This window comes from Nocardia sp. NPDC058176, from assembly GCF_042883805.1.
Lineage (GTDB): Bacteria > Actinomycetota > Actinomycetes > Mycobacteriales > Mycobacteriaceae > Nocardia.
The window spans coordinates 283,452-306,437 of the sequence record NZ_JBHVVA010000002.1 but is presented as its reverse complement, the minus strand read 5'-3'; the positions used below and the strand labels follow the sequence as shown (position 1 = coordinate 306,437).

The 22,986-nt window shown below is 70.7% G+C and carries 1 protein-coding gene (cut by a window edge); it reads left to right on the top strand.

Annotated features, from left to right (window positions below; genetic code table 11):
• Nucleotides 1-22,986, top strand: partial view of a non-ribosomal peptide synthase/polyketide synthase gene (locus ACFVVM_RS13970; RefSeq protein ID WP_387617373.1) — the 3' portion only. It extends 21,480 nt beyond the left edge of the window; the window shows 22,986 of its 44,466 coding nt (coding positions 21,481-44,466); its start codon lies beyond the left edge, outside the window; it ends in the stop codon at nt 22,984-22,986.

Sequence of the window (22,986 nt, the reverse complement as noted above, 5' to 3'; positions counted from 1 at the left end):
ACCAGCGCGCTGCCCGCCGTGCGCTCCTACCGGCACTTCCTGGAATGGGTTGCCCAGCAGGATCATTCGGTCTCGGTGGCCGCCTGGTCCGAGGCGCTGCGCGGGGTCACCGAACCGACCCTGCTGGCCCGCCCCGACGCGAGCCGCGAGATCGCCGCCCTGTCCGAGGAGTACCTGTTCGACCTCGACGAGCCGACCACCGCGCGCCTGGTCGCGCTGGCCGCCGACCTCGGCGTCACCCCGAACACCGTGCTCCAGGTGGCCTGGTCGATCGTGCTCGGCCGGATGACCGGCCGCGACGACGTGCTCTTCGGCACCACCGTCTCCGGCCGCCCCGCCCAGCTGTCCGGCGTGGAATCCATGGTCGGCCTGTTCATCAACACCGTCCCCGTGCGGGTGCGCTTCGACGCCGCCGAATCGGTGCGCGAGGTGCTCACCCGCACCCAGGGCGAGCAGGCCGACCTGCTCGACCACCACTACATCGGCCTGGCCGAGATCCAGTCGGCCGCCGGAATCGGTGGGCTGTTCGACTCGCTGGTGGTCTTCGAGTCCTACCCGGTCGACGCCGAGGGCATCAAGGCCCAGGCCGCCGACATCGACGGCATGGCCGTCACGGGCCTCGACGCCGCCGACGCCACCCACTACCCGCTGTCGCTGATCGCCCAGCTGGACACCCAGCTCCGTATTCGGGCCGGGTACCTGAGCGACCTCTTCGACGCCGCCACCGTGCACCGCATCGCCGAGCGCCTGGTCCGGGTGCTCACCGCGATCACCACGGAACCGGCTGTCGCCGTGGGCGATATCGAGCTGCTCGACACGGCCGAACGCGACCTGGTCGTGCGCGACTGGAACGCCACCGCGCACGAGGTCGACACCACCGCCACCCTGGTCTCGCTGTTCGAGGCCCAGCTGGCGCGCACCCCGCAGGCCACCGCCCTCAGCTTCGAGGGGACGAGTCTGTCCTACGCCGAGTTCGCCCAGCGGGTCTACCGCCTGGCGCGCTGGCTCGTCGACCGCGGTGTCGGCCCGGAAACCTATGTGGCACTGGGCATGCGCCGCTCGATCGACCTGGTCGTCGGTATGTACGCGGTGAGCGTGGCCGGTGGCGCGTACGTGCCGCTCGATCCCGATCACCCGGCCGAGCGCACGGAATACATTCTGGCGACGGCGGATCCGGTGTGTGTGCTCACCTCCGGTGTCGATCTGGAGACCGATACCGCGCAGGTCCGCATCGACCTGCTCGACCTGGACGGCTACACCGACACCCGCGTCACCGATACGGAACGCACTGTGCCGCTGCGTCCGTCGAACACCGCGTACGTGATCTTCACGTCGGGTTCGACGGGTCGCCCGAAGGGTGTCGCGGTCAGTCACGGCGCGATCGTGAACCGTCTGGTGTGGATGCAGGCCGCCTATGGCCTGACCGCCGAGGACGTGGTCTTGCAGAAGACGCCTGCCACGTTCGACGTGTCGGTGTGGGAGTTCTTCTGGCCCTTGCAGATCGGCGCTCGCCTGGTGGTGGCGAAGCCGGATGGTCATCGTGATCCGGCGTACCTGGCCGAGATCATCCGCGCCGAGGGTGTCACCGTCACCCACTTCGTGCCGTCGATGCTCGCGGTCTTCGTCGCTGATGCCGCTGCCGCGCAGTGCGCCTCGCTGCGGATGGTGTTCGCCTCCGGTGAGGCGTTGCCGCCCAAGCCCGCCCACCGGTTGCGCGAGCTCACCGGCGCGGCCCTGCACAACCTGTACGGCCCCACCGAGGCCGCGGTCGACGTCACCTTCCACGAGGTCGTCGACACCGATACCGATACCGTCCCGATCGGCGCGCCGGTCTTCAACACCCAGGTCTACGTCCTCGACGCGCGCCTGCGGCCCGTCCCGGTGGGTGTCGCGGGTGAGCTGTACCTCGCGGGCGTCCAGCTGGCGCGCGGCTATGTCGCACGTCCCGACCTCACCGCCGACCGCTTCGTCGCCGACCCGTTCGGCGAGGACGGCGAGCGCATGTACCGCACCGGCGACCTGGTCGCCTGGACCGAGCACGGCGAACTGGAATACCTGGGCCGCACCGACTTCCAGGTGAAGCTGCGCGGCCTGCGCATCGAACTGGGCGAGATCGAGGCCGCGCTCAACGGCCTCGACGAGGTCGCCCAGTCGGTGGTCGTGGTGCGCGGTGACCAGCACACCGGTGACCAGCTGGTGGCCTACGTCATCCCGGCCACCGGGCGCAGCGTCGACATCGAGGACGCGCGCGAGCAGCTGGGCGAGAACCTGCCCGCCTACATGGTGCCCGCGGTGCTCATCGTCCTCGACGAGTTCCCGCTCAACGCCTCCGGCAAGCTCGACCGCAAGGCGCTGCCCGCGCCGGTGTTCGAGGCCGCGGTGTTCCGTGCACCGACCACCCCGGTCGAGGAGATCGTCGCCGCCACCTTCGCCGGGGTCCTCGGCCTCGACCGCGTCGGCCTCGACGACGACTTCTTCGCCCTCGGCGGTAACTCGCTGACCGCCACCCAGGTCGCCGCCCGCCTGTCCGCGGCGCTGGAAACCGATATCGGCGTGCGCGAGCTGTTCGAGTCGTCCACCGTCGCCGGGCTGGCCGCCCGCGCCGAGACGCACTCCGGCACCGACCGGCGCGCGCCGCTGGTGCCGCAGCAGCGCGGCGAGCGGGTGCCGCTCTCGCTGGCCCAGCAGCGCATGTGGTTCCTCAACCGCTTCGATCCCGAGTCGGCGGTCGACAACATCCCGGCCGCCGTGCGGCTCTCGGGCCTGCTCGACCGGCAGGCGCTGCAGGTGGCCGTGGCCGATGTGCTGGCCCGCCACGAGTCGCTGCGCACCTACTACCCGGAGGTCGCCGGCGCGGCCCACCAGGTGATCGTCCCGACCGGCAAGGTCATTCCCGACCTGGCGCCGATCGAGACCACCGACACCGAACTGCCGCAGCGGCTCTCGGCGCTGGTCCGCACGGCCTTCGACGTCACCGCCGAGGTACCGTTCCGGGCCGCGCTGTTCGAGGTGAGCCCCACCGAACACGTGCTCGCCCTTGTCGTGCACCACATCTCGGCCGACGGCTTCTCCATGGGCCCGCTGACCCGCGACGTGATGACCGCCTACAGCGCCCGCGTCGAAGGCGCCGAACCCGCCTGGCGTCCGCTGGAAGTCCAGTACGCCGACTTCGCGCTGTGGCAGCGCGCCGTGCTCGGCTACGAGGACGACGCGAAATCGGTGATCGCCCAGCAGATCTCGTTCTGGGGCGAGCGCCTGCGCGGCCTGCCCGAGCAACTGGACCTGCCCGCCGACCGGCCGCGTCCCGCGGTCGCCAGCGGTCGCGGTGCCACCCACACCTTCGAGATCGACGCCCGCACACACGCGGCACTGACCGAACTGGCCCGCAGCCGCGGCGCGACCCTGTTCATGGTCGCCCACGCCGCACTGGCTCTGCTGCTCTCGCGACTGTCCGGTGAACGCGACATCGCCATCGGCACCCCGATCGCGGGCCGCGGCGAGCGTGCCCTCGACGACCTGATCGGCATGTTCGTCAACACCCTGGTGCTGCGCACCGAGGTCGACGGCGAGGCGGGCTTCACCGAGCTGCTCGGCCAGGTCCGCGCCGCCGACATCGCCGCGTTCGGCCATGCCGACCTGCCGTTCGAGCGGCTCGTCGAGATCATCAACCCGGCCCGCTCGCAGGCGCGGCATCCGCTGTTCCAGGTGATGCTGGCCTTCCAGAACACCGGGCAGAACAGCCTTGAACTGCCGGGCCTCACGGTCAGCGGGGTCGACCTGCCGATCGACGTGGCCAAGTTCGATCTCCAGGTCGTGCTCACCGAGAAGCCCGCCGATTCGCCGTCGGGCATCGTCGCCGAGCTGATCTACGCCACCGACCTGTTCGACGCGGCCACCATGGACCGCTTCGGCACCCGTTTCGCCCGCCTGCTCACCCAGATCGCGGCGGCTCCGGAGCGTCCGGTCGGCGATATCGCGCTGCTGGATGCCAGCGAGGCGGCGCTGGCCGTGCGCGGGTGGAACGACACCGCGCGTGCGCTGCCCGAAGCGGGCACGCTCGTCGACGAGTTCGCCCGTCAGGCTGCGGCCACTCCGAACGCGGTCGCCCTGGTCGACCCGGCCACCGGTGAGACGCTCACCTACGCCGAATTCGCCTCGCGCGTCAATCGTTTGGCGCATCGCCTGATCGATGCCGGAGTCGGCCCGGAGGCGCTGGTCGCGCTCGGCCTGCGCCGCAGCATCGACCTGGTCGTGGCCGCGTACGCCGTGCAGGCGGCCGGTGGCGGTTACGTTCCGCTCGACCTCGACCAGCCCGCCGATCGCATCGCGTATGTGCTGGAGACGGCCGCGCCGGTCGTCGTCCTCACCACGACGCGCGACGGATTCGCGCTCGGGGACATCTCGTCCGCTGCCGTGGCCGAGCACGCTGCACCGGTCGGCGATGTTGCCGAGACCGGCCACGCCGTCCTGTCCGGGGAGGCAGGCGCGACCGAGCAGGCTGCGGTCTCCGGTGGTGCCGCTGGGACCGGCGAACCGGCGGCCAGCCCGCTGACCCTGGTCATCGACGCGCTCGATCTCTCCGCCTACCCGGAGACCCCGGTCGCCGATGCCGACCGCATCGCCCCGCTGCGCCCGCAGCATCCGGCCTACGTCATCTTCACCTCCGGCTCGACCGGCCGCCCCAAGGGCGTCGCCGTGCCGCACGCCGCCGTGGTGAATCAGATCCGTTGGATCACCGGCGAATACGGCATCGGTGCCGATGATGTGGTGCTGTTCAAGACGCCCGCCACCTTCGACGTGTCGGTGTGGGAGCTGTTCGGTCCGCTGAGCACCGGCGGCCGACTGGTCGTCGCCAGTGCCGACGGTCACCGCGACCCGCAGTACCTCGCGGATGTCATTGCCGCACAGCGGGTCACGATGACCTCGTTCGTGCCCTCGATGCTCACCGTCTTCGCAGGCAGCATCGATGAAGCCGCTGTCCAGGGCGGAGCTCTGTCCTCGCTGCGTGCCCTGCTGATCGCCGGTGAGGCCTTCACCGGTGATGCGGTCACGGCGCTGCGCCGGGTGAGCGACGCCGCCCTGTTCAACCTGTACGGCCCCACCGAGTTCACGGTGCACGCGACGCACGGCCCGGTCGCCGACCAGGTCGACGGTGCCGTCCCGATCGGCGCGCCGGTCTGGAACGCCAAGGCGTATGTGCTGGATTCGCGCCTGCACCCGGTCGCCGCCGGGGTCGCCGGTGAGCTGTACCTGGCCGGTGACCAGCTGGCGCGCGGCTACTTCGGCCGCCCGGATCTCACCGCCGACCGCTTCGTCGCCGACCCGTTCGGTGACGACGGCGCCCGCATGTACCGCACCGGTGACCTGGTGCGCCGCGACGCGCACGGTGTCATCACCTACCTGGGCCGCACCGACTTCCAGGTGAAGCTGCGCGGCCTGCGCATCGAGCTCGGCGAGATCGAGGCTGCGCTCACCGCGCACGACTCCGTCGCCCAGGCCGTGGTGGTCGTGCGCTCGCACGCGGGCACCGGTGACCAGCTCGTCGGCTACGTCGTGCCCGCCACCGCCGGGCGACCGGCCGACAAGGAGTCGGGAACGGGCGCCGCCCAGACCGTCGAGATCGACACGCTCCGTGCGCATCTGGCCGCGCAGCTGCCGTCCTACATGGTCCCGGCTGCGTTCGTCGTCCTCGACGAGATGCCGCTGTCGGCCAACGGCAAGCTGGACCGCCGCGCCCTGCCCGATCCGGTGTTCGAGGCGCGCGAGTTCCGTGCGCCGCGCACGCCGATCGAGGAGATCGTCGCCACCACCTTCGGCGAGGTGCTCGGCCTGACCGGGGATCGCGCCGTCGGCCTGGACGACGACTTCTTCGACCTCGGCGGCAACTCGCTCATCGCCACCCAGGTCGTGGCCCGCCTCGGCGCCGCCCTCGACACCCGCGTCCCCGTGCGCGTGCTGTTCGAGGCGCCCTCGGTGGCCGCGCTGGCCGCGAAGGTGGAGACCCACGCGGGCAGCGGTAGCCGCCGCGAGCTCGTCGCCGGACCGCGCCCCGAGCAGATCCCGCTCTCGCTGGCCCAGCAGCGCATGTGGTTCCTCAACCGCTTCGACAGCGCCACCGCGGTCAACAACATCCCGCTGGCCGTCCGCCTGACCGGTGCCCTCGATGTCGACGCGCTGCGTCAGGCCGTGGCCGATGTGGTCGAGCGACACGAGGTGCTGCGCACCGTCTACCCCGAGACCGCCGAGGGCCAGGGCGTGCAGGTGGTCCTGCCCGCGAGCGCCGCGCCGATCTCGCTGGACCCGATCACCGTCGACGAGGACGAACTGCCCGACCGCATCAGCGAACTGGTGCTCACCGGCTTCGACGTCACCGCCGAGGTGCCGGTGCACGCCGCGCTGTTCCGCATCGCGGGTTCCATGGACGGCTCGCACCCCGACACCCACGTGCTGGTCTTCGTCGTGCACCACATCTCCGGCGACGGCTGGTCGGTGCGCCCGCTGGCCCGCGACGTGATGATCGCCTACGCGGCCCGCTCGCGGCGCCAGGCGCCGGGCTGGGCGCCGCTGCCGGTGCAGTACGCCGACTTCGCGCTGTGGCAGCGCGAAACCCTTGGCGCCGAGGACGATTCGTCGTCGATGATCGCCCAGCAGGTCGCGTACTGGTCGCGGCACCTGGCCGGGCTGCCGGATCAGCTCGACCTACCGACCGACCGGCCGCGCCCCGCCGTCGCCTCCAACCGCGGTGGCGTGCACGAGTTCTCGATCGACCCGGCCCTGGCCGCGAGCCTCAACGCGCTGGCCCGCGAACACGGCGCCAGCCTGTTCATGGTGGTGCACGCCGCGTTCGCCGCCCTGCTCGGCCGCCTGTCCGGCACCGACGACATCGCCATCGGTACCGCCGTCGCCGGTCGCGGTGAAGCGGTGCTCGACGATGCCATCGGCATGTTCGTCAACACCCTGGTGCTGCGCACCGCGGTCGACCCGGCCCAGCCGTTCACCGACCTGCTCGCGCAGACCAGGGAGAACGACCTGGCCGCCTTCGGCCACGCCGACCTGCCGTTCGAGCGGCTCGTCGAGATCCTCAACCCGGCCCGTTCGCAGGCGCGGCATCCGCTCATCCAGGTGATGCTGTCGTTCCAGAACACCGGCGAGGCCTCCTTCGAGCTCCCCGGCCTCGAGGTCGCCGGCGTGCCGCTGGACGTGGTGACCGCCAAGTTCGATCTGCACCTGAACCTGACCGATCGCCACCGCCCCGACGGCTCGGCCGACGGCATGACCGCCGAATTCGCCTACGCCACCGACATGTTCGACGCCTCCACCGTCGCCGCGCTCGCGCAGCGCCTGGTGCGGATGCTGACCGCGGTGGTGGCCAAGCCCGCCCGCGCGATCGGCGAGGTCGACCTGCTCGATGCGGCGGAGCGGCGCACGGTGCTCACCGACTGGAACGCGACCGCGCATCCGGTCGACCAGGACGCGACGCTGGTCTCGCTGTTCGAGGCGCAGGCCGCGACCTCGCCGAACGCCACCGCGCTCACCTTCGAGGGGACGAGTCTGTCCTATGGCGAGTTCACCAGCCGCGTGAACCGTCTGGCTCGCCATCTCATTGCCCAGGGCGTCGGACCGGACACCATGGTTGCGCTCGGCATGCGCCGTTCGCTGGACTTGGTGATCGGTATGTACGCGGTGAGCGTGGCCGGTGGCGCGTATGTGCCGCTCGACCCCGATCACCCGGCCGACCGCACCCACTACGTGCTCGCGACCGCGGCGCCGGTGTGCGTGTTGACCACCGCCGCAGATGAATTCGATTCGGGCGCCACGACCGCGCTGGACATCGCGAGCCTGGATCTGTCGGACTACTCCGACGCACCGGTCACCGATGCCGATCGGATCGCGCCGCTGCATCCGTCGAACACCGCCTACGTGATCTTCACGTCGGGTTCGACCGGCCGCCCGAAGGGCGTCGCGGTCAGCCACGGCGCGATCGTGAACCGTCTGGTCTGGATGCAGGAGCAGTACGGTCTGACCGCTGACGATGTGGTCTTGCAGAAGACGCCTGCCACCTTCGACGTGTCGGTGTGGGAGTTCTTCTGGCCCTTGCAGATCGGCGCTCGCCTGGTCGTCGCGAAGCCGGACGGTCATCGCGACCCGGCCTACCTCGCCGAGATCATCCGCACCGAAGGCGTGACCACCGCGCACTTCGTGCCGTCGATGATGTCGGTGTTCGTCGCCGAGCTGGCCGAGTCCGCCGCCGTCGCCCTCGCCGACGGCCAGGAGCCGAGCGCGAGCAGCCTGCGCCTGGTCTTCGCCTCCGGTGAGGCGCTGCCCGCGCCGACCGCCCAGCGCCTGCGCGCCCTCACCGGCGCGGCCCTGCACAACCTGTACGGCCCCACCGAGGCCGCGGTCGACGTCACCTTCCACGAGGTCACCGACGCCGACACCACCTCGGTGCCGATCGGCGCCCCGGTGTTCAACACCCAGGTGTACGTGCTGGATTCGCGCCTGCATCCCGTGCCGGTCGGTGTTCCCGGCGAGCTGTACCTGGCCGGTGTGCAGCTGGCGCGCGGCTATGTCGCCCGTCCCGACCTGACCGCCGATCGCTTCGTCGCCGACCCGTTCGCCACTGTCTCCGATGGCGGGGCGGTCGCAGGTCCGGCGGGCGCACGGATGTACCGCACCGGTGACCTCGTCGCCTGGACCGAACACGGCGAGCTGGAATACCTGGGTCGCACCGACTTCCAGGTGAAGCTGCGCGGTCTGCGCATCGAACTCGGCGAGATCGAGTCGGCGCTCACCGCGCTGCCCTCGATCGCTCAGTCGGTGGTCGTGGTCCGCTCCGACGAGCGTCTCGGCGACCAGCTGGTCGGCTACCTCATCCCGGCGGCGGGCGCGAGCATCGACCTCGATGCCGTGCGCACCGAACTCGGCGCCGACCTGCCGACCTACATGGTCCCCACCGCGTTCGTCGTGCTGGATGCCTTCCCGCTCAACGCTTCCGGCAAGCTCGATCGCAAGGCGCTGCCCGCGCCGGTGTTCGAGGCCAAGCAGTTCCGCGCGCCCTCGACCCCGATCGAGGAGATCGTCGCGGGCACCTTCGGCGACGTGCTCGGCGTGACCCGCGTCGGCGCCGACGACGACTTCTTCGAACTCGGCGGCAACTCGCTGCTGGCCACCCAGGTCACCGCCCGCATCGGCGCGGCACTGGATACCCAGCTCTCGGTGCGCGACCTGTTCGAAGCCTCGACCGTGTCCGCCCTGGCCACCCGGGTCGAGCACAATGCGGGCTCGGGCCGGACCCGTCCGCGTCTGACCGCGGGGGAGCGGCCCGCCCGCATCCCGCTCTCGCCCGCCCAGCAGCGCTACTGGTTCCTCAACCAGTTCGACACCTCCACCTCCGCGGTGGACAACATCCCGCTGGCCGTGCGCCTCACCGGCGATCTCGACGTGCCCGCGCTCGAACAGGCCATCGGCGACGTGTTCGCCCGGCACGAGATGCTGCGCACCACCTACCCGCGCTCGGCCGAGGGCCCGCACCAGGTGATCCTGCCGGTCTCGCAGAGCCGGGCGGAGGTGCACCACATCGAGGTCGCCGAGGCCGATCTGCTCGGCACGGTCATCGAATTCGCGATGACCACCTTCGACGTCACCGAAGAGGTGCCGCTCAAGGTCGCGCTGTTCAAGCTCAGCGATACCGACCACGTGCTCGCCTTCACCGTGCACCACGTCTCCGCCGACGGCTCCTCCATGGGCCCGCTGGCGCGCGACATCATGGCCGCCTATGTGGCCCGCGTGCAGGGCGAGGCGCCGCATTGGGCGCCGCTGCCGGTGCAGTACGCCGATTACGCGCTGTGGCAGCGTGAGGTCCTCGGCGACGAGGTCGACCCGGAATCGCTTGCGGCCAAGCAGGTCTCGTACTGGGCCAAGGCGCTGGCCGGGCTGCCCGATCAGCTCGAACTGCCCGCCGACCGGCCGCGCCCGCCCGCGCAGTCGTTCCAGGGCAAGGCGATCCGCTTCGAGATCGACCCGCAGCGTCACGCCGCGCTGCACGATCTGGCCAGGGCCAACAACGCCTCGCTGTTCATGGTCGTGCACGCCGCTCTCGCGGTGCTGCTCGCGCGCCTGTCGGGCACCGACGACATCGCCGTCGGCACCCCGATCGCGGGCCGTGGTGAGCGCGAACTCGACGATCTGATCGGCATGTTCGTCAACACCCTGGTGTTCCGCACCGCCGTCGACCCCGGCGCCACCTTCGCCGACCTGCTGGCCGACGTGCGCGAACGCGACCTGGAAGCCTTCGCCAACGCCGACGTGCCGTTCGAGCGCCTCGTCGAGGTGCTCAACCCGGTCCGCTCCACCGCGCGCAACCCGCTGTTCCAGGTGGGCCTGTCGTTCCAGAACCTGGCCGACACCACCTTCGAACTGCCCGGCCTGACCGTCAGCGCGGTCGACTACGACTCGCAGCTGGCCAAGACCGACCTGCACGTCACCCTCTACGACCGCTACACCGACGACGGCGCACCGGCCCAGCTGGTCACCGAATTCGGCTACGCCATCGACCTGTTCGACGAGTCGACGGTGCAGAGCTTCGCCGACCGCTTCCTGCTGGTCCTCGACGCGGTCGCCGCCGACGCCACCATCCCGGTCGGCGACATCGACCTGCTCACCGCGCCGGAATCCGCGCAGATCGTCGAGGCCTGGAACGACACCGCGCACGCGATCGACACCGATGCCACCCTGGTCTCGCTGCTCGACGCGACGGTGGCGGCCACCCCCGACGCGGTCGCGCTGGTTGTCGACGAATCCGCCGGCGTCACGTCCGGCGATGCCGCGCTGGTTGTCGACCTGCCTGACGGCGTTACGTCCGGCGATGCCGCGCGGTCGGTCGGCCTGTCGGCTGAGCGAAACGGTCTGACCGCCGAGGGTGCTGCCGGTTCCGCGGGTGGGGACGGTGTGTCCGTCGGACGCGCCGCCGAGGACACGGCCGTCGCCGGTCGCCGCGAGCTGACCTATGCCGAGCTCGATGCCGAAGTGAACCGCCTCGCACGGCACCTGATCTCGCTCGGCATCGGCACCGAGGACCGCGTGGCGCTGGCCATCCGCCGCTCCGCCGAGCTGATCATCGCGATGTACGCGGTGGCCCGCACCGGCGCGGCTTACGTGCCGATCGACCCTGATCAGCCTGCTGAGCGCACCGACTACATTTTGGAAACGGCTGCGCCAGCAGTCGTGCTGACCACGGCGAGCGCCGAATTCAGCACGGCGGCAGCTGAAGTGGTCGTCCTCGACGAGCTCGACCTGAGCGGTGTGAGCGCCGCGGCGATCACCGAGCGCGGCGCACTCGTGCCCGCGAACACGGCCTACGTGATCTTCACGTCGGGTTCCACCGGCAAGCCCAAGGGTGTCGCCGTCTCGCACGGCGCCATCGTCAACCAGTTGCTGTGGGAGACCGCCGAATTCGGTATCGGCGCCGAGGACGCGGTGCTGCTCAAGACGGCAGCCACCTTCGATCTCTCGGTCTGGGAGTTCTGGACCGCCGCCGTCGCCGGTGCCCGCCTGGTGGTCGCCACCGCCGACGGCCACCGCGATCCGGCGTACCTCAACGACCTGATGCGGGCCACCGGCGTCACGACGCTGCACGTGGTCCCGTCGATGCTCGACGCGCTGCTCACCGAATCCGGTGCGGCCCTGCCGCGCACGCTGCGCCGCGTCCTCGCCATCGGTGAAGCCCTGCCCGCCGCCACCGCACAGCGCTTCCGCACCGCCAACACCGCCGCGCTGTTCAACCTCTACGGCCCGACCGAGGCCGCGGTCTCGATCACCAGCCACCCGGTCACCGACGCCGACCAGGTCTCGGTGTCGATCGGTTCGCCGGAGTGGAACAGCCGTGTGTACGTGCTGGATTCGCGCCTGCGCCCCGTCCCGGTGGGTGTCTCGGGTGAGCTGTACCTGGCCGGCGCCCAGCTGGCCCGTGGCTACTACGGCCGCCCGGATCTCACCGCCGACCGCTTCGTCGCCGACCCGTTCGGCGCCGACGGCGAGCGCATGTACCGCACCGGTGACCTGGTGGCCTGGAACGCCGACGGCGAACTCGACTACCGCGGCCGCACCGACTTCCAGGTGAAGATCCGCGGCTTCCGCATCGAACTCGGCGAGATCGAGGCCGCCCTGCTGCGCCAGCCGGGCATCACTTCCGCCGCCGTGCTCGCCCACACCGATCCGGTGGTCGGCGACCGCTTGGTCGCCTACGTCGTCGCCAACGCGACAGGTGGTGCCGCCGCCGGTGGCGTTGTGACCGGTGGTGCCGGGACTGATGGCGCCGTGGCTGGCGGTGCCGGGACTGATGGCGCCGTGGCTGGCGGTGCCGTGACCGATGGCGGCGTGACCGATAGCGCTGCAGCCGATGGTGCTGTGGATCGGGCCGTGACCTCGGGTGCCACCGCCGATCACGTCGGAATCGACAAGTCCGTCTTGCGTGCCGCGCTGGCCGCCGAACTGCCCTCGTACATGGTCCCGACCGTGTTCCTGCAGCTCGACGCCCTGCCGCTGAACGCCAACGGCAAGCTCGACCGCAAGGCTCTCCCGGAGCCCGAGGTCGAGAAGGCCGTGTTCCGCGCGCCGGTGAGCCCGAGCGAACAACTCGTCGCGGCCACCTTCGCCGAGGTCCTCCGCCTCGACGCCGACAAGCGCTTCGGCCTCGATGACGACTTCTTCGCCTGGGGCGGCAACTCGCTGCTGGCCACGCAGGTCGCCGCCCGTCTCGGCGAGGCACTCGACACCCGTATCCCGGTGCGCCTGCTCTTCGAGGCGTCCACGGTGGCCGCCCTGGCCCAGCGGGTCGAGCAGCATTCGGAGACCGGTGACCGCAAGGCGCTCACCGCCGGACCGCGCCCGGAGCACATCCCGCTCTCCCTGGCCCAGCAGCGGATGTGGTTCCTCAACCGCTTCGACACCCAGTCCGCGGCCTACAACGTGCCGGTCGCGGTCCGCCTCACCGGCGACCTCGACGTGGCCGCGCTGCGTGCCGCGGTCACCGACCTGGTGTCCCGCCACGAGATCCTGCGCACGGTCTACCCGCAGACCGAATCCGGTGCGGCACAGGTGATCCTGTCGCCCGCCCAGGCCGCGCCCGAACTGCTCGAGCGCACCGTCGCCGCCGACGAGGTGGAGACGGCGGTCGCCGAACTGCTCGGCACGATCTTCGACGTCACCGTCGAGGTGCCGTTGAAGGTCGCGCTGTTCCGGGTCGAGAACACCGACGAGTTCGTCCTCGCCATGGTCGTGCACCACATCTCCGGTGACGGCTCCTCGGTCGCACCGCTGACCCGCGACCTGATGACCGCCTACGCGGCCCGCGCCACCGGCCACGAGCCCGGCTGGGCCCCGCTGGCCGTGCAGTACGCGGACTACAGCATCTGGCAGCGTGACCTGCTCGGCAGCGAGGACGACCCGGACTCGATGGCGTCCAAGCAGGTCGCGCACTGGAAGCAGGCACTGGCCGAGCTGCCCGATCAGCTCGACCTGCCCGCCGATCGCCCGCGTCCCGCTGTGCAGACCTTCGCGGGCAGCAAGGTCGACCTCCAGATCGACGCCGACACCCACCGCGCGCTGGTCGAACTGGCCCGCGCCGAGGGGGCGACGCTGTTCATGGTCGTGCACACCGCCCTCGCGGTGCTGCTCGCGCGCCTGTCGGGCACCGACGACATCGCCATCGGCACCCCGATGGCCGGTCGTGGCGAGGCCGCCCTCGACGACATGATCGGCATGTTCGTCAACACCCTGGTCTTCCGCACCAGGGTCGATTCCGGCGAGGCGTTCACCGAGCTGCTGGCCCGCCAGCGCGAGGACGACATCGCCGCCTTCGCCAATGCCGACGTGCCGTTCGAGCGCCTGGTCGAGGTGCTCAACCCGGTCCGCTCCACCGCGCGCCACCCGCTGTTCCAGGTGGGCCTGTCGTTCCAGAACCTCAGCCGCACCACCCTGGAACTGCCCGGCCTGACGGTCTCCGGACTCGACATCGACTCGAACCTGTCGCAGTTCGACCTGCACCTGATCGCCACCGACCGCTACGGCGACGCCGGTGAGCCCGAAGGCATTTCGGGCATCTTCACCTATGCCACCGACCTGTTCGACCACGCCACGGTCGAAGGCTTCGTGGCGCGGTTCGTCCGGCTGCTCGGCGCGATCGTCGACACCCCGCGCACCGCGGTCGGCGACATCGAACTGCTCGCCCCGGCCGAACGCACCCAGGTGGTCGAGGCCCGCAATGCCACCGGCTACGCCGTCGACACCGAGGCCACCCTGGTCTCGCTGCTCGACGCGACCGTGGCGGCCGATCCGAAGTCGACCGCACTGGTCACCGACGACGGCGCCCAGCTCACCTACGCCGAACTCGATGCCAGGGTGAATCGCCTCGCGCGGCACCTGATCTCGCTCGGTGTGGGCCCGGAGGCCCGCGTCGCGCTCGCGCTGCGCCGCTCGGTGGACCTGGTCGTCGCGATGTACGCGGTGGCCAAGTCCGGTGGCGCGTACGTCCCGGTCGACCCGGATCAGGCGGCCGAGCGCACCACCTACATCCTCGAGACGGCGGCACCGGTCTGCGTGCTCACCAACGCCGAGGCCGAGTTCGACACCGAGGTCGCGCCGCTGGTGCGCATCGACGAACTCGAGCTCGACGAGGTCAGTGCCGCAGTGGTTTCCGATGCCGATCGCATCGAACCGCTGCGTCCGGACCACACCGCGTACGTCATCTTCACCTCCGGCTCCACCGGCCGGCCGAAGGGCGTCGCGGTGCCGCACGGCGCCATCGCCAACCAATTGCAGTGGAAGCTGATCGAATTCGGCCTCGACGCCGCCGACGCGGTACTGCTCAAGACCGCCGCCACCTTCGACCTCTCGGTCTGGGAGTTCTGGTCGGCCGCCGTCTGCGGTGGTCGCCTGGTGATCGCCGCGCCCGACGGTCATCGCGATCCGGCCTACCTCAACGAGCTGATGGCGCGGGAATGGGTGACCACCCTGCACGTGGTGCCCTCCATGCTCGACGCGCTGCTCGCCGCGGGCATGCCCGATTCGCTGTGGCGGGTGCTGGCCATCGGTGAGGCGCTGCCGGGCTCGCTGGCCCAGCGGTTCCGCGCCGAGTTCAAGCGCACCGAACTGTTCAACCTGTACGGCCCCACCGAGGCCGCGGTCTCGATCACCTCGCATCGGGTGAACGCGGCCGATCAGGTGTCGGTCTCCATCGGTTCGCCCGAGTGGAACAGCCAGGTCTACGTGCTCGACGAGCGCCTGCACCCGGTGCCCGACGGTGTCGCCGGTGAGCTGTATCTGGCCGGTGCCCAGCTGGCGCGCGGCTACTTCGGCCGCGCAGACCTCACCGCCGACCGCTTCGTGGCCAACCCGTTCACCCCCGGTACCCGCATGTACCGCACCGGTGACCTGGTGGCCTGGCACAACGGCGAACTCGACTACCGGGGCCGCACCGACTTCCAGGTGAAGATCCGCGGCTTCCGCATCGAGCTCGGCGAGATCGAGGCCGCGCTGCTGGCGCTGCCCGAGATCGCCCAGGCCGCGGTCATCGCCAAGTCCGACCCGCGCACCGGCGACCGCCTGGTCGCCTACCTGGTCGGCACGAATATCGATGTGACACAGGTGAAGTCGACCCTGTCGGATGGCCTGCCGTCCTACATGGTGCCCGCCGCGTTCGTCGTGCTCGACGAGCTGCCGCTCAATGTGAACGGCAAACTCGACCGCAAGGCGCTGCCGGAGCCGGAGTTCGAGGCGCAGGTCTTCCGCGCGCCCTCGACTCCGATCGAGGAGATCGTGGCGGGCGTGTTCGCCGAGGTGCTCGGCGCCGAGCGCGTCGGCGCCGACGACGACTTCTTCGCCCTCGGCGGCAACTCGCTGCTGGCCACCCAGGTCGCCGCCCGGCTCGGCGCGGCCCTGGACAGCCGGGTGCCCGTGCGCCTGCTGTTCGAGGCCTCGACCGTGGCCGGACTCGCGGTGAAGGTCGAACAGGGCGCCGGTGCCGGTGGGCGGCGCGCGCTGGTCGCCGGACCGCGCCCGGACCAGGTGCCGCTCTCGCTCGCCCAGCAGCGCATGTGGTTCCTGAACCAGTTCGACACCGGCTCCTCGGTGAACAACATCCCGGTCGCCGTCCGCCTGTCGGGCGCACTGGATGTCGAGGCGCTGCAGCTGGCCGTCGCCGATGTGCTGGCCAGGCACGAGACCCTGCGCACGGTGTACCCGTCGGCCAACGGCACACCGCACCAGGTGATCCTGCCGGTCGAGGGCAACGTTCCGGATCTGACGCCGGAAACCGTTGCCCCCGAACAGGTCCGCGACAAGATCGCCGAGGTCATCGCCACCGGCTTCGACGTGCTCGCGGAAGTTCCGTTGCGCGCCAAGCTCCTTCATGTCGGCACCGACGAATACGTGCTCGTCTTCGTCGCCCACCACATCAGCGCCGACGGCTGGTCGATGGGTCCGCTGACCCGCGACGTGATGGTGGCCTACGCCGCCCGCGCGGCCGGGGAACGCCCGGGCTGGGCGCCGATGCCGGTGCAGTACGCCGACTTCAGCGTCTGGCAGCGCGAGGTGCTCGGCTCCGAGACCGACGAGACCAGCCTGGTCTCCCAGCAGGCCGACTACTGGAAGCGCGCGCTCGCCGGTGTCCCCGACGAACTGAACCTGCCCCTCGACAGGCCGCGTCCGAGCACGCAGTCCTTCGCCGGTGGCCGGGTCCTGTTCCCGATCGACACCGAGATCCACGCCGGACTCACCGCCATCGCCCGCGAGCAGAACGCGACGCTGTTCATGGTCGTGCACACCGCGCTCGCGGTGTTCCTGGCCCGCATGTCGGGCACCGAGGACATCGTCATCGGCACCCCGATCGCGGGACGTGGCGAGGCCGAACTCGACGACGTGATCGGCATGTTCGTCAACACCCTCGCCCTGCGCACCCAGGTCGACGGCCAGCTCGGCTTCACCGAACTGCTGGCCCATGCCAAGGAAGCCGACCTGGCCGCCTTCGCGCACGCCGACATCCCGTTCGAACGCCTGGTGGAACTGCTCAACCCCGAGCGCTCCACCGCGCGGCACCCGCTGTTCCAGGTGGCGCTGTCGTTCGAGAACCTGCCCGACGCCAGCTTCGAGCTGCCCGGCCTGTCGGTCTCGGCCGTCGACTTCGACGTCGACACCGCCAAGTTCGACCTGCTGCTCACCGTGCGTGAAGCGGGCGCGGGTGACGACGCGGGCGCCTACGCCGAGTTCTCCTACGCCAGTGCGCTGTTCGATCAGTCCACGGTGGAGAAGTTCGCGCAGCGCTTCCAGCGTCTGCTCGCCGAGGTCGTCGCCGACACCAGCACCCCGATCGGCGATCTGGAACTCCTCGACGGCACGGAACGCACCGAACTGCTCACCCGCACCGGCGGTCCCGCCGCGTCGACGAGCACCCTGCCCGAGCTGCTGGCCCAGGCCGTGGCGACCAACCCGACCGGTCAGGCGATCGTCGCGCCGGGCGAGTCGATCGACACCGGACTGGTCGGCGCGCTCACCGCGACCACCACGTCGGCCGAGGCGCGGCACGCGGCCACGGCTTCGGGTGAGGTCGTGCGCGCGGGTGAGTCCGGCGGGCTCGCGGCGCGGCCGGACCGGGTTCGCTCCCTGACCTATGCCGAGCTCGACGCGGCCTCCTCGCGGCTGGCGCGGTTGCTCATCACGCGTGGCGCCGCACCGGAGACGGTCGTCGCCATTGCCATGGAGCGTTCGCTCGAGACCACGCTCGCCATCTGGGCCGTGGTCAAGTCGGGTGCCGCGTTCCTGCCGGTCGATCCGAAGTACCCGGCCGAGCGCATCGCGCACATGATGTCGGATTCGGGTGCGGCACTGGGTATCACGGTGTCGGCCGAGGTCGGGCATCTGCCCGTGCCCGCGCTGGGTGAGTGGCTGGTCCTCGACGACGCGGACCTGCACGCCGAGGCCGCCGAAAAGTCCGCGGCGCCGATCGCCGACGCGGACCGTCGTGGCTCCGTTCGCTCCGGCAACACGGCCTACATGATCTACACCTCGGGTTCGACGGGTCTGCCCAAGGGCGTCGTCGTCTCTCACACCGGTGTGGCCAACTTCGCCGCCGCCCAGGTGGCGCAGTTCGGCCTCGGCGAGGACGCGCGCACCCTCGCGTTCGCGTCGCCGTCGTTCGATGCGTCGATCCTTGAGTTCCTGCTCGCGGTCGGCTCGGCGGGCGCGCTGGTGATCACGCCGGTCGGCGTGGTCGGCGGCGAGGAACTGGCCGACATCATCGTCGGCCAGCAGCTCACCCACGTGTTCCTCACCCCGCTGGTCGCGGCGTCGATGGACCCCGCGGCGCTGGCGGGGCTCGAAGCGCTGATCGTCGGTGGCGACAAGGCCCCCGTCGACCTGGTGGCGAACTGGCACAGTGCGGGCGTCGACCCGGCGCGGCACCGGTTCTACAACGCCTACGGCCCGACCGAGGCGACCATCGCGACCAACCTGTCCGATGCGCTGCTGCCCGGCGACACCATGAACATCGGCGGCCCGATCGCCGGTGCGACCGTGCTGGTGCTCGACAGTCGCCTGCGCCCGGTGCCCGAGGGTGTGGCCGGTGAGCTGTACCTGGGCGGCCTCCCGCTGGCCCGCGGCTACCACGCGCGCCACGGCCTCACCGCCGAGCGTTTCGTCGCCAGCCCGTACGTCGAGGGCGAGCGCCTGTACCGCACCGGTGACGTCGTCGCCTGGCGCACCGTCAACGGCAAGCCGGTCGTGGAATACGTGGGCCGCAACGACTTCCAGGTGAAGATCCGCGGCTTCCGCATCGAACTGGGCGAGATCGACGCGGTCCTCACCGCGCACGACGACGTCGAGTTCGCCGCCACCATCGGCCGCACCACCGACGCGGGCGCCACCATCCTGGTGTCCTACGTCCGTGCCACCCCCGGCACCGCCGCCGACCCGGCCGCCCTGGTCGAGTACGCGGCCGGACAGCTGCCCGCGCACATGGTGCCCGCCGCCGTCATGGTGCTCGACGAGATCCCGCTGACCCCCGCGGGCAAGCTGGACCGGCGCGCCCTGCCGGAGCCGGTCCTCGCCCCGCGCGAGTTCCGCACCCCGACAAGCGAAGTCGAGGCGATCATCGCCGCCGTCTTCGCCGAGGTGCTCGGTGTCGACGCCGTCGGCCTGGACGATTCGTTCTTCGCCCTCGGCGGTGACTCGATCCTGTCCATCCAGCTGGTCTCGCGCGCCAAGGACCGCGGTGTGCTGTTCAAGCCGCGTGACGTGTTCGACAAGCGCAGTGTGGCCGGACTGGCCGAGATCGCCGTGCTCGCGGGCGATGCCGACCAGATCGTGCTCGAGGAACTGCCCGGCGGCGGCGTCGGCGACATCCCGATGCTGCCGATCATGCGCCAGATCCTGGCCGGTGGTTCCACCTACGACCGGTTCTCCCAGTCGATGGTGCTGCGCCTGCCGGAGCGCATCACCGATGAAGTCCTGCACGCCACCATCGGCGCGGTCTTCGACCACCACGACGTGCTGCGCTCGCGGGTCGCGCGCGGTGAAAGCGGTTGGGTCTTCGAGGCATTGGCGCCGGGCGAGGTCGATGTGACCGCGCTGGTTCGCCGCGTCGAGGTGCCGGGCGAGATCGGTGACGAGCAGCTGTCCAAGCTGGCCAGCGTCGAATACGACGAGGCCATGGGTCGCCTCGACCCGGCGAACGCCGCCATGGTGCAGTTCGTCTGGTTCGCCTTCGGCGAGTCCACCGACGGACCGCGCCGCCGCGACGTGCTGCTCGTCGTCGGCCACCACTTCGTGATCGACGGCGTCTCCTGGCGCATCCTGATCCCGGATCTCGGCATGGCCTGGGGTCAGATCGCGGCCGGTCAGCCGGTCGCGCTGCCCGCCAACGGCACCTCGATGCGGCGCTGGGCGCACAGCCTGGTCGAGCAGTCGCAGGACCGGCGCGCGGAACTGCCGTTCTGGCGCGAGGTCTCGGCCACCGCCGATCCGCAGCTGGGCGCGCGGGCGTTCGACCCGCAGGTCGACACCTTCGCCACCGTCGACCGGGTGCAGGTCACCCTGTCGCCCGAGGTCACCGACGCGGTGCTCACCGCGATCCCGGGTCTGTACCACGGCGGTGTCAACGACGGTCTGCTCACCGCGCTCGCGCTGGCCGTATCCCGTTGGCGCGGTGACGAATCCGGTCGCGCGGCGCTGATCAAGCTGGAAGGCCACGGCCGCCAGGAGGAGATCGTCGCCGGTGCTGACCTCTCGCGCACCGTCGGCTGGTTCACCACCGCCTTCCCGGTCCGGCTCGAGCTGGCCGGTGCCGATCTCGACGACGCCTTCGCCGGCGGCGCCGTGCTCGGCGAGGTGATCAAGTCGGTCAAGGAGCAGATGCTCGGCGTGCCCGACAAGGGCATCGGCTACGGCATGCTGAAGTACCTGACCGGTGAGGGCGCGGACCTGCCGAGCGTCGGCCAGATCAGCTTCAACTACCTCGGCCGCGCGACCGCGGGCGAGATCCCCGCCGAACTCGCCGAGCTCGGCTGGGTGCCGGTGGCGGATCTGGGTCAGCTCGACGCCGAGATGGACCTGGACATGCCCGCCAACGCGACGCTGGACATCAATGCCATCGTCAACGACGGTGACGAGGGCCCGCAGCTGGGCGCCAACATCGCCTTCCCGACCGGGCTGCTCACCGCCGAGCAGGCGCAGGAGTTCGCGGATCTGTTCGTGGCCGCGCTCACCGCGCTGGCCACCCACGCGCAGCGCGTCGACGCGGGCGGTTTCACACCGTCCGACATGCCGCTGGTGCGGGTCGAGCAGTCCGATATCGAGCTGTGGGAGCGCGATTACCCCGCGCTGTCGGAGATCTGGCCGCTCTCGCCGCTGCAGGCGGGCCTGATGTTCCACGCCATGCTCAGCTCGGCGACCGTCGACGTGTACACCGTGCAGGCCGTACTCGACCTGACCGGCACGCTCGACACCGAGCGGCTGCGCAACGCGGCCCAGGCCGTGCTCGACCGGTACCCGAACCTGCGGACCGCGTTCGTCACCGATTCGGCCGGTCAGCCGGTGCAGGTGGTGCTGTCCGAGCTCGAGGTGCCGTGGCGCGAGGTCGACCTGACCGACCTGCCCGAAGACGAACGCATGCCGCGGATGCGCCAGCTGCTGCAGGCCGACCAGGCCGACCAGTTCGACATGGCCACCGCGCCGCTGATCCGCTTCGGCCTGTACACGACCGGCGAGGGCACGGCGCACCTGGCGATCACGGTGCACCACATCCTGGTCGACGGCTGGTCCATGCCGCTGCTCATGCGCGACCTGCTCGTCCTCTACGCGGTGCACGGTGACCTCACCGCGCTGCCGCGGGTGGCCTCCTACCGCAACTTCCTGTCCTGGCTCTCCGGCTGGGACCGGGAACAGTCGCTGCAGGCCTGGTCGGAGGCGCTGGCCGGGGTCGAGAGCCCCACCCAGCTCGCACCCGCGCCGCGCGCCGCGGAGCGCTACGAGCTCGAGAAGGTCATCGTCGAGATCGACAGCGACCGGACCAGGGCGCTCGGCAAGTTCGCCGGTGAACTCGGTGTCACCGTGAACACGCTGCTGCAGACCGCGTGGGGCATCGTCGTCGGGCGTCTCACCGGCCGCGACGACGTGGTGTTCGGCGCGACCGTCTCCGGTCGCCCGGCCGAGCTGCCCGGGGTCGAGTCGATGGTCGGCCTGTTCATCAACACCCTGCCGGTGCGGATCCAGATCGACGACCGGATCAGCGCGGCGGAACTGACCAAGCGGGTCCAGTCCGAGCAGGCCGAACTGCTCAGCCACCACTTCGTCGGCCTGTCCGACATCCAGCGGGTGGCCGGGATCGGGTCGCAGTTCGACACGCTGGTGGTGTTCGAGTCCTACCCGATGGACAAGGACGCCGTCACCGCGGCGAGCTCGATCGACGGCATGCAGGTCACCGGTGTGGGCCTCGACGACGCCACCCACTACCCGCTCACGCTGGTGGTGATGGCCGAGTCGACCATCGAGATCACCATGAAGTACCTGACCAGCACCTTCACCGGTGACGAGGTCCGCACGCTGTCGCAGCGCCTGTTGCGGGTGCTCGACGAGCTGCTCGACAACCCGACCGGCCTGGTCGGCGACATCGACATCCTCGACGCGGGTGAGCGCGCCAAGCTGCTCGCCGAATCCGGTGTGACCGCGGCGGTTTCGGCGCCGGTCGTCGGTGCCGGGGTGGGTGCGCAGACGGTGGCCAAGGTGCTGGGCGAGGTCGTCGAAGCCGATCCGCAGGCACCCGCCCTGCTGCGCGGTGACAGCGAAATCGCCTACAGCGCACTGGATCGCAAGTCCTCGCAGCTGGCCAGGGTCCTGATCGACCGCGGTGCGGGCCCCGGCGACGTGGTCGCGATCTCGCTGCCCCGCAGTGTCGATTCGGTCCTGGCCGCCTGGGCGGTCCAGAAGGCCGGTGCGGCAGTCCTGTTCGCCGGTGACCTCACCGGCGTCGAGATCGCCGCCGCGGGCGCGTCGTTCGGCATCAGCGCCGCCCCCGTGGCGGGTGCCGCCGGAACCTGGCTGATCCTGCCCGACCTGGAGACCGAGATCGCCGCCGCCGCAGCACATCCCGTCTCCTACGCCGACCGGGTCCGCCCCCTGTCCGAAGACCACCCGGCCTTCGTCCAGGTCACCGGCGAACACACCTCGACACTCACCCAGAGCGCCGCGGTAGCCCTGGCCGAACGTCTCCGCGACGACCACGGCATCGACTACGAGTCCACGACCTACACCGTCCATGCCTCCGGCCCGGCCGCCATCCAGGAATTCCTGGCCGCGTCCACCGCAGGAGCCCTGTCGGTCCTCCCCGCCACCACGGTCGAAGACGACCTGGCCGACGGCGAGGTCACCCACTGGTTCGTGCTCTCCGGAGACGCGACGGCCGCAGCCGACGACGAGACCACGGTGATCGTCGCCGAGTAG